This window comes from Pirellulales bacterium (assembly GCA_036490175.1).
In the GTDB taxonomy this organism is placed as follows: domain Bacteria; phylum Planctomycetota; class Planctomycetia; order Pirellulales; family JACPPG01; genus JACPPG01.
Genome location: DASXEJ010000016.1, coordinates 1 through 10,134, shown reverse-complemented (window position 1 = coordinate 10,134; position 10,134 = coordinate 1). Strand labels below are relative to the sequence as shown.

The following is a 10,134-nucleotide window of genomic DNA, read 5'->3' as shown; positions in this document are numbered from 1 at the left end:
ACGTAAAGCGCCAAACAGAGCGATCAAAACCGCAAGTGCTGAGGTAAGTCGGTGGTTTGCCATGGTACGAAGGTCCCGTTGAGTCCGCCTGACTGCGGTTCCGCCAACCGCAGATTCGGTCGGACTGCATTGGCACAAATTGTGCCAACACGAAATTCAAAAAAACTGTTGCGAAAAATGTCTTTCAGATCCAAGAGTTACGGCGATGGCCCTTTATGGGGATCAGTTGCCGCGGTCCGAGTACGTGCGAGTGATAGCAGCAGCCCCTGCCCAGATCGAAGGCACTTTTGGTGTCGGCAAGTGCAAAGCATACGAGGCACTTTGCGAACCTGGCTGCCTTGCAGAAATCTCGATTGACCCCTTCGGCCGCTTTATGTACTTTCCGCCTCTGGGGACGTCTGCATTGCTGTGGACGTGTACGGCGAAGGGACTCGCATCCCATGGGGGCTTTCCATGAGCAAGACGCTCTGGCCCGCAGTTGCCGCAGCCGCGATCGCGGCTTTGCTCCTCGCCAATCCCCAGCTTTGGGCCCAGCCGCCGGCCGACCCGCCGCGCGTGGCCCGACTGGTTCGCGACCTGGGTGCCGATTCATTTGCCGTACGCACCCAAGCCAGCGAAGAGCTGGCCAAGCTCGGCACGGCCGCACGCCGCGAGATCGAGCTGGCGACCCGCAGCGATGATCCCGAAGTTCGTCTGCGGGCCAAGGACCTACTGCGCGCGATCAAGATCTACGACTTGTGGTCGGCCGGGCGCTTCACTTGTCCCGACAAGCCCCTGCCGGCGACGCAGCTACTGCGCATGGTCGCCGAGCAGACCGGCAATCACGTGCTGGTGGGGGATCAATTCGGCACGTTCCAAGATAGTCCGGTGCAATTCGATTTTGCCGCAGCCGATTACTGGCCGACCATCGACGAGGTGTGTCGTCAAACCGGTAACCACTGTCGCGCCCATTACGACAGCCGCATGCCGGGCGTGGTCGTAGTGGCCGGAGCGCCTGGTCGGCAGCCATTGGCCTACGCCGGCCCCGTGCGCGGCCGCATCACCAGCGCCCGCCGCGCCTTCAACGAAGAGTTGAGCTACGAAGACGCACGCTCCGAGAAAACGCATACGTTCCAGCTGAACCTGGAAATGACGTGGGAAGACCGCTTCAAGCTAGTGGCCTATCGCTCGCAGCTCGAAGTGCTCGAGGCTTGCACCGATGCCGGGCAAGTCCTGACGGCGGCGCAGCCGGCCAGCGGCGGTTGGAATGTGGCCGGCAGCGGCACGCGCCAATTGACAATGAATCTGCGCCTCAACCCGCCGCCGGCCAGCGCACGCGAACTCGACACGTTGCGGCTCGCCTGGGAGTTGATGGCCGTGGGAGATTTCGTCCCGCTCGAAGTCACCGACCTGTCGTCGCACGCGCCGCATTTTCAGGACGACGTCGAGCTGATCGTCGACAGCTTCCAGCCGACTACGGGTTCGCGGTACGAGCTGGCCGTTTCCATCCGACGAGATCTAAACCTGCCCGAACCGCAGGAGGTTCTCTTCCAAGAGCACGAGCTCGACTTGCTCGACGCAACGGGCCAGCCGCTGCGCAAGCTCGGCCAGACCGGCACCTTGGCGGATCACGGCGCGCTGCTCAAAGCTACGTTCGTCGCGGAGGGAGAAAACGTGACGCCCAAAAAGCTCCGCTTCACGTACCCCCGGCTGCGTAGCCAGCGCGAACTGGAAGTCATCTTCCGCCACGTCCCACTCCCCACAGGTCGGCCCGAGTAACCGCAATCGCAAGGCTTCTGCATAAAATCCCCGACGTGCCTGGATCGGGCATTCAATGGCGCGCGCAACGTCGCTATGCATAAGCGTGCGCCCACAACAAATACGTCGCCACACACCATCCGTGGATGCACAAAAACCCCTCTCCCTTTTTGGGAGAGGGTCTACGCATTCCCCAACAATCGAGTTACCGATGGCCGCCAAGCGGCAACGCGATTAGCCTGCTCGTCCAGCCCAAGGCGCGCAACCAACGGCGCGACTCGTCCAAGCCCGAGCAGTCGCGGTGGGGCCAATTGCGCGGCAAGCATACGTCACCTGCAAGGGCCTACAACGAACGCGTGAGGGCAAAACGGTTCCGTCAACGTCACGCCCAGCGCATAAGAAACCCACTCCCCGCGGAGAGTGGGTTTGATCGTTGATAAATCGTCTTGCGATCGCCGCGTGCTTGTTATTGCGGCGTGCGACTTTACTTCGTCGCCGACATCGCGGCGGCCAGGATCTTCGACGTGCTTTCGCGCATAATGCGCGGGTCGACCGTCTTCCCTTCGAGCAGCGTCTTGCGGACGTCCTTGCCCGAGATGAAGACCGGCTTCTCGTCGGGGTGCTTTTCCATCAGGTCCACGCGTCCGGACGAATCGTAGTAGGCGGCAAAGCCCACCTTCAGTGGCTTGATCCGCAGATCGCCGCCGAGCCGGTCGAAGATTTCCTGAGCGTCGAAATCGCCCCAGATCGGCGAACCGTCCTGGTACGGGGCATCGGCATGCTTGCGGCCGATCACGATATCGGTGAAGCCGTAGTTCTGCCGATAGATGCTGTGCATCACGGCTTCCTTCGGACCGCCGTAGAACATCTTGATGTCCAGGCCTAGCAGGATCACACGATCCGCCACGCTTTCGGCTCGCGGACCCCACAGGTCGCGATCGCTATCCCCTTCGCCCAAGGATCGCTTGTCGATCAGCGCTTCATAGGTCAGCATCCGCACATCGGCCGGCACGTCGTCTCCTTTGGTCTCGCCGATCAATGGGTTGAGGCAGGCCCCGGCGTTGTGCCCTTCACGCAGCAATGTCTCAAGCCCGTACACCAGAGCATACTCGTGTGCCCGGTGCAGCGGATTGCGCGTCTGAAAAGCCACCACGCGATTCCAACCCTTCTTGGCCAGCAGCGCCCGCACGTCGCGCGGGCTGAGCACGTACTTGCCGAACTTAGGATTCTTCGGCTGCGGCAGGACGTGGATCGTACCGCCCAGCAAGTGCGTCTTGTCGGCGTCCCCTTTCAGCACCATGTCGCCGCCCGGATGGTCGGTGCGGTCCGTAAGGTAGACGCTCTTCAGATACTTGGCCTTGTTCCACTCGAAGACGTCCGTGATATCGAGCGTGCCGACGATTTCGCCGGCCGAGTTGGTCAGGGCCACTTGCTGCCCGGTGGAAAGCTTGGCAGCTAGCTCGCTGGTGATGGGGAGCGACAGCGGAATCGTCCAGGCGTACTTCTCTCCCTCGTGGATGATAAAGCCCTTGTCGAGCACCTGGTCGAAGGTGGCGGAATCCATCGGGCCCACCAGCGGGCTCAGCGCGCCATCGCCAAAGCGATAGACGGTCGACAGGTCGGCGTCCGAGACGGGCACCTTGACCAGCTTGGCCGCCGCGGCCTTGAACGAGTCCAATTGCTCGGCCGGCACCACACGATTGACCGGCTCCTTCAAACCACCATGTACGCCAATCAGATCAGCCATCACCGCAACCTTTACCAAATGCGCGAGAGCGTCGATCGCTGAGGATCGCCCGACCCGCTACGACAACACGGCCCGACGGGAACGCCGGCCATGGCCCAGGGCAGCCCGAGACACGCATGGGGCCCACAGGGGCAAAAATTCGCCCAGAATCAAACCGGCCAGTATAGGAAAACCGCCGAAAAGCTCAAAGGGGGCTGGGCGGGCCAGATTACGGGCGTGGCGGCGGGGCGCTGCCGATCGGGCCTTCGACCACTGCCGCTGTCAGCAGCAATACGGCGACTCCGGTAAGCACGGCATCCTGACGCCACATCGCCAAGACCGCAGCGGCGATGGCGATTATTGCGAACATCGTCCGCAGCCCAAACTGATACATGCGGCGGCGGGTGTGCTTGGGTGCTGCCGACATGTGCCGTTTCCTAACTCGGCCTTTACTGGCGGGGACAAGTTGCACGCCCCGTCCGTAGGTACGCCGCTGCGCCCAAGGTAGGCCAGTTGCCGTTAGGTCCCTATCCCCGTCACCTTCGCCTCGGGAAACAATTGGCGGATGCGGTCTAGCTCGGCGTCTTCCGTGGGCGTCATATCGCGCTCGGTAACGCCGCCGTATCGTTGGAAATTAATAAGAATCTCGCCATACCCTCGTTCGCCAAAGAGCCACAGCCAGCCGGGCGCGGAATTGGTTTTGCCGCGTCGTCTGGGTGCCTTGTCTTGTTCGCTGAGTATCACGCGCGGATACAGGATGACGTGCGGCTGTAGGTCGTTGAAATGCAGTTCGTTGCCCCAGCCGATGACCTCGTGGCGCTGTTGAATCCAGCGCATGCTGTAGCCAGCCCAGGCGACCATTAACGCCAAGGCCGCCATCACGACGAAGACGATTCCCAGTCTCAACGGAGACCGGCCGGCAGGTTCGGACGAGGTCTGATTCATACCGACAATTATAGCGTGGCGCCCGCGGTCAGAAACCGCGCCGCCGGAACCCAAAAAGCATCGCCAGGCCCAGCCCCGCCAGCAGCACGCTCGCCGGCTCGGGCACGGTGGCCGTTCCGACAAGCTCGCCCGAATAAACGAACACCAGCGGCACGCCATTGAACACAAGAGGATCCGGGACCAGCACGGGCAGGTGCAGCGTGTACACTCCGCCCACGGCGGCGAGCGTCCCACCTGAAAGCGTGTTGGCCATAGCAACGTTCGTGTCGATCATGCCCACGACCGGCGAGCCCAACAGCGTGAGGTTATACGAGGTAGTGCCGGTCGCCAGATTCAGATTAACTTGGCTCCCGTCGAACGCGCCGCCGGTGAGCGGAAGCACGCCGCTGGTCGCGTCACCGACATAATTGCGGGCAGCGACCACTCCGCCCCCCACGCCGTTGATCGCCAGGTTCAAGCCGTACTGCGCCAGCGACGAACCGCTCGCCCCGCTGGCCAGCGGAGACTGCGGCGTGTTTTGCAGGGCGAACTGCGCATTACTCGTCGACAGAAATTGAATCGTGCTGGCCGTCACGTCCGCATTGAATGTTCCCGACAAGCTCGTGATGTCGCTATTCGGCGTCTGTGCCGAACTAAGGAGCGTTCCGTCTGAAGATTCGATCGACAGCGTAATGCGACTTTGCGCGGGATCGAGGTTGAACGTGAGCTGGCCGGCTCGCGATAGAGTCGGAACGGCCGCCAGGCACACCAGCGCCAATGGGATGGCAAGCGTCAGTCGTGGCATCAAGTTCCTCGCCAGTTGAGATTTCACCAACGGAATATTTTGCGCGTACGGTGACTGGTTGGCGAGCTTCCGAATCAAACGCGCCGACGTCGGCAACAGAAGAGCATCGCCACGCCGATCGCCGCCAGCAGCATGCTCGCCGGCTCGGGCACGGTGGCCGTGGCCACGACCTGGCCCGAGAAAACGTCAACCAGCGTGACGCCGTCAACAGTCGACAAGCCCGAGGCCAGGATCGGCGCCGTGATCGTATACACTCCCGCCGATTCGGTAAAAGTCCCGCCGGTCAAGGAATTCGGCGCCGGAAAGTTGGTGTTGAAGCTACCGACTGCCGGCGAACCCAGTACCAGCAGGTTGTAACCCGTAATGCCGCTGAGCAAGCCGAGGGTCAACTGGCTGGCATCGTAGGCGCCGCCGGCTAATGGAATCACACCACTGGTGGCATCGCCGACGTAGCTGCGTCCCGCCACGACGCCCGTGATAGCGCCGGGTACGGAAATGCTTAAGCCGTATTGCGCCGGCGCGGATCCCGCCGATCCGTCCCCCAGCGGCGATTGCGGCACGGATTGAAGCGCAAACTGAGTGTCGCCCGTGGGCAGAAACTGGATCGTGCTGGCCGTCAAGTCGACGTGCAGCGTGCCCGACAGGCTGGTGGTATCGCTCCCCGGCGTCTGGGCGAACGAAACCGGCGTGCCATCTTCGGTTTCGAGCGTTAGCGTGAGATGACTCTGCGCGGGATCGATGTTGAATGTGAGCTGGCCGGCCTGCGCCATCGAAGTCGTCACGCCCGCGCACACGAGCGACAGGCAAGTTATCAGCAAGAATCGTTGCATCTTAATACTCATTGCCATTGTGAAAGGGAGTTGGCCTCGCGCCTGCCATGGCAAAAGATCGTCCGGCAGAGAGATCGCGTGCCTGCGGGACTCTCGTCAGCCTGCGTCACACGCCGCGCCGTCTGAACAGCCATAGTGTGCCAACGGCCAGCCCCGCCAGCAGCACACTCGCCGGCTCGGGCACGGTGGCCGTGGCCACGATCTGGCCTGTGAAGACTCCAAGAAAGGTAACGCCTTCGACTGTCGTGGGGGCCACGACCGACACCGAGGCCGTCAGTGTCTCCAGCCCGCCGACTTGGGTGAGCGTGCCATTCGAGAGCGCATTGTTGCCGGGGTTCGAGCCGGTAAAAAACCCAGCGGCCGTCGAACCGAAAAAGGTGAGATTGTACGACGAGATGCTGCCCGGCGTCAGCGTCAGGACCAGCTTTGTCGCGTCGAAGGCGCCGGCAGACACAGGAATCACGCCACTCGTGACGTCTGCCACATAATTGCGCGCGGCAACCACTCCGCCCCCGACACCGGCGATGTCGACGTTCAGACCATATTGCGCCGGCGACGAGCCGGTCGTGCCGTCGATCAATGGCGATTGCGACACGGCTTGCAAACCAAACTGCAAATTATCGGTCGTCAGGAATTGAATTGTGCTGGCCGTCACGTCGGCGTTGAGCGTACCCGACAAACTGGTGGTGTCGCTGCCGGGCGTTTGCGGCGAAGAGATGATTTGAGTACCGTCGGCGGTTTCCAGCGTGAGCGTGATATGACTTTGCGCCGGATCGATGTTGAACGACAGTTGGCCGGCTCGCGACAGTGTCGACGTGGCCACGACGCAAGTCACGATGAGAAAGGCCGCGGGAAAAAGACGGTGCAGCATGATGGTTGTCGCTCGGGGTGTCTTGAAACGCTCGCAAAACTGTAGCAGGGAAACTGCCCGCTGCGCCGCAGAATGGCAGGCGCAAAACTCGGCTGCCCACTTACCACTGGTCGCAGCTATCTGGCCCGACCAGACCCCATACTAGGCCCGACCCGCAAGGGCGTCAAAGAAAGCGCCCGGATGGTAGCGGTTTACTTTGAATCTGAGATTTCCGGCAAAGGCATCGCCATTCGCGGTAGAATCCGAAGATGGCTCGACCATTACCTCCGCCGACGCGGGCGCAGCTATTCGTAATGCGAGTGCTGTTTTTTGGATCGCTCGCCGTATTGGTCATCGGAGACCTCGGATTTGTGGCCTATGCCGCATTGGCTTGGACCTTGGTCTGGCTAGGCGGCCCTCATATGGAAACCTATCCATGACCAGCGACCACCAGCGAAGCGAACTGTCCACAAAGCCCGTGCCCGAATCACCTGCCCCCTAACTCCCGGCCGATTCCGCATGTATGCGTTTAGCGGGACAGTGCCGCCCGCGGCCATGCAAACCATCTTCGTGGCGTGGTACAACTTCGGACGCAAGCACGAAGCCTTCAAGGGTGCGCCCCCAGTAATGGCCAGCGGTCTGGCCGACAAGGCTTGGACAATCAAAGAATAAATCGAGCGGGCAGCAGCGTAGCAGTTAGCCACGCCGGCCTGGTATCATGGGGGCATGAAGATACCGGAGATGCCCCCAGAGACCTTAGCGACGATTCGGCAACTGATCCTGGAGACGCGCATGCGCGATGCAGCTGAGGAATTTTGCCGAGTCAAGCCTTGCTCAATAGATTTCGCCAAGAAGGTAGTGCTGCGGATTTTCACCGATGTTCTCGCGGAACCAGGCAATTCGCACCTGCTCGGGGATTAACGTGACTGGCGGCCCGTCAAACCCCACTCCAGACTTCTTTTTTCCCACACGCTGGTTCACCAGTACCCGCGTTGCAGCGCTCTGCCGAAAGAGACGACTGGGTGGCCGCAGAAAAACAAAAAAGCCCGCGAGGGTTACTCGCGGGCTTTTCAGGTTTTGGCCGCCTTGATCGCTGGCAGTTACAACTATCGGCTGGCCACGACTGTGGGAGCCGAGGGATCGAACGACTGGCTGCTGGCACCATCGGATCGCAACGCGGTGAAGTGTACCGAGGCGTCGCCGGCGATGTTCAGCGTGGGCACCTTGGCGATGATCGCGTTGGGCGTCCAGGCGGTCGCATCGAGCACGATTTGCACTCCGTTGACGTCCAACACCAGGCGGCCCGTGTCACTGCCGAATCCTGCTCCGTGTACCAGAACCTGGCCGTCGGCACCTTGCAGCGGCTGCACGGAGTAGATCAGCGGGCTGCCGACCGCCGCGACGTTCGAGACCGGCGTGAACTGAGCCGGAGCCGATTGCGGAGCGGGAGCTTGCACATATTGCGGAGCCGGTGCCTGCGTGTACTGAGGAGCCGGTTCGACATACTGCGGAGCCGAGTAGGCCGGAGCCGCATAGCCGGCGTCGTAGTAGCCACCACCGCTGCCTCCCCCGAAACCGCCACCGAAGCCACCGCCGCTGCTGGCGAGTGCTCCGATCACAGTTGGCAGGATGCCGCCACCACTATTAAAGTTGTTAAAGCCACCGTTGCCGCCACCAAATCCGCCCCCGTTGCCTCCACCGAACCCGCCACCGTTGCCACCGCCCATGCCGGTGGCCGTTGCTGCGCCGGTGGCCGCCGTTCCCATTGCGGTGCCGGTTGGCATACCCGCGCCCATTGCAGCGCCGGTTGCTGTGCCCGCACCCATTCCGGTGCCGATCGGTGTGGCTGTTCCGGTGGCGGCACCAGCAGCCCCCGCTGCGTTACCAGCTTGGGCTTGAGCTTGTTGCTGGATCCCAGCGTTGATCTGGCTTTGCATCTGGTTCATCGTGGCCTGCGCCTGAGTAGTGTCGATGTTGAGATCCCTGGTATTCTTGGCCGTTTGCGTGCCGCTGGCGCCCGTCGTGCTGTTCATGCCCGTCGCGGTTGTTCCTGTGCCGTTCTGGGCAGTGGTCGAGGTCGCTTGCCCCTTCTTGCCCTGTTGCTGATTGAGCTTGTCCATGAACGACTGATGCGAGCTGCCCGTGGCGTTGGCCGTGGCATTGTTCATGCCATTTCCCATGCCGTTGGCCGACGTCGCCGCGCCATTGTTCTGATTCAGCTTGTTGAAGAGCGACTGCGAGCCCCCCTGCGATGCGCTGCCCGAGGTCATCTTGTTGGCCGAGGCGTTCTGGAAGAGGCCTTGGTTGCCGAACTGTGAGTTGCCGTTCTTGGCATTGGTCAACACGTTGTTATTGTTATTGCCGAACGACTTCGACAGGTTGCCCTGGCTCTGCTGCCCTTGGTTGAACGAATTGAGCATCCCCTTGCCATTCGATCGCTGGGACAGTCCCTGGAATGCGCCGGCTCCGCCCTGGGGCTTCTGGAATTTGCTCATCCCCTTGGCGGCGGACGCAAACCCACCACCGCCACCGCCGAGTTTAGCCATCGATCCGAAATGCCCCGCCTTGGCAGTCGCCGCGAACATCGAACCGGCCACCAGGCACAACACCGCATTGCGAAGATTGATCAACATGACACGTTTCCTTGCACTTGTAGGTTTCTGGGTCTTTTTTTGAGTGGGTTCACTCGTCCACACCTATCGAAGCGAAGAAGCGCGGCGAATGTTACAGAGGATCCAGGAAAGAGAAGCGAGATTTCCAGAAACCGTCAGGCGGACGCCGCGATGAACGTCGTAAGTCTCTGCACAACAAAGGAATGCTGTCAGCGTTCGCGCCCGCTTTAATACCGCCGGCTGGGCGAGCCGTCCGGCATCGGACCGAGCCGGCTTGGCGAGGGGCAGGTTTTTTTGGCGGCTTTTATTGGCCGCGGAGTGCAGCGCAGCCTGGTCCGCGGCAACCAAACCCGCCGCTCGCTCTGGGCCGCCGGTGTCGTTCGTGAGACCTCGTATATCACCCGCTACCGTGTCTCGAAATCAGGCCAGGTGGGCCGGTAAAATGGACGCGCGTGCTGGCCCTGGAACGTGGCGAGGGCAGGACTTTGTCGGCGCCCCGGACGCATGGTGCATCTGTCGCAGGTTTCTCGCAGGCATTCTGGCATGACAAAACGTGGCCGGCCGGCCAAGTTGACGGTGCTCAGGCAGGAAGAATTCTGCGAGCTGCTGGACGCGGGGCTGACGCGCAGCGCCGCGGCCCGATTGCTGGG

At 61.7% G+C, this 10,134-nt stretch carries 10 protein-coding genes; 3 read left to right on the top strand and 7 right to left on the bottom strand.

The window, feature by feature from the left end:
* Positions 1–453 precede the first annotated feature (453 nt).
* Positions 454–1,758, top strand: a complete 1,305-nt coding sequence (locus VGG64_01335) for a hypothetical protein (protein HEY1598213.1) — start codon at positions 454–456, stop codon at positions 1,756–1,758.
* A gap of 463 nt (positions 1,759–2,221) precedes the next feature.
* Here VGG64_01335 and VGG64_01330 read toward each other — a convergent pair whose 3' ends face one another.
* The 6 genes from VGG64_01330 to VGG64_01305 all read right to left on the bottom strand — a co-directional run bounded on the left by VGG64_01330 (position 2,222) and on the right by VGG64_01305 (position 6,893).
* Positions 2,222–3,484 carry a hypothetical protein gene (locus VGG64_01330; GenBank protein ID HEY1598212.1) on the bottom strand — a complete coding sequence of 421 codons (1,263 nt, stop codon included), beginning with the start codon at positions 3,482–3,484 and terminating at the stop codon, positions 2,222–2,224.
* 208 nt (positions 3,485–3,692) lie between these two features.
* On the bottom strand, positions 3,693–3,890 hold the full coding sequence (locus VGG64_01325; protein ID HEY1598211.1) for a hypothetical protein: 198 nt from the start codon (positions 3,888–3,890) through the stop codon (positions 3,693–3,695).
* 92 nt (positions 3,891–3,982) lie between these two features.
* Positions 3,983–4,408 (bottom strand): hypothetical protein, encoded by a 426-nt coding sequence (locus VGG64_01320; GenBank protein ID HEY1598210.1) that lies wholly within the window; start codon positions 4,406–4,408, stop codon positions 3,983–3,985.
* A gap of 28 nt (positions 4,409–4,436) precedes the next feature.
* Positions 4,437–5,192: a PEP-CTERM sorting domain-containing protein gene (locus tag VGG64_01315; GenBank protein ID HEY1598209.1), complete on the bottom strand. Its 756-nt coding sequence runs from the start codon at positions 5,190–5,192 to the stop codon at positions 4,437–4,439.
* Between the two features lie 74 nt (positions 5,193–5,266).
* A complete protein-coding gene (locus tag VGG64_01310) occupies positions 5,267–6,034 on the bottom strand; it encodes a PEP-CTERM sorting domain-containing protein (GenBank protein ID HEY1598208.1) in 768 nt (255 codons plus the stop codon).
* Between the two features lie 94 nt (positions 6,035–6,128).
* Entirely contained in the window at positions 6,129–6,893 is a 765-nt protein-coding gene (locus tag VGG64_01305; protein ID HEY1598207.1) for a PEP-CTERM sorting domain-containing protein, read from the bottom strand.
* A gap of 248 nt (positions 6,894–7,141) precedes the next feature.
* Here VGG64_01305 and VGG64_01300 point away from each other — a divergent pair, with 248 nt between their 5' ends.
* Both VGG64_01300 and VGG64_01295 read left to right on the top strand, forming a co-directional pair.
* Positions 7,142–7,312 carry a hypothetical protein gene (locus VGG64_01300; GenBank protein HEY1598206.1) on the top strand — a complete coding sequence of 57 codons (171 nt, stop codon included), beginning with the start codon at positions 7,142–7,144 and terminating at the stop codon, positions 7,310–7,312.
* Positions 7,313–7,391: 79 nt separating this feature from the next.
* On the top strand, positions 7,392–7,544 hold the full coding sequence (locus tag VGG64_01295) for a hypothetical protein (protein ID HEY1598205.1): 153 nt from the start codon (positions 7,392–7,394) through the stop codon (positions 7,542–7,544).
* 434 nt (positions 7,545–7,978) lie between these two features.
* Here the strand turns inward: VGG64_01295 and VGG64_01290 are convergent, their stop codons facing one another.
* Positions 7,979–9,505 carry a hypothetical protein gene (locus VGG64_01290; protein HEY1598204.1) on the bottom strand — a complete coding sequence of 509 codons (1,527 nt, stop codon included), beginning with the start codon at positions 9,503–9,505 and terminating at the stop codon, positions 7,979–7,981.
* Positions 9,506–10,134: the final 629 nt, after the last annotated feature.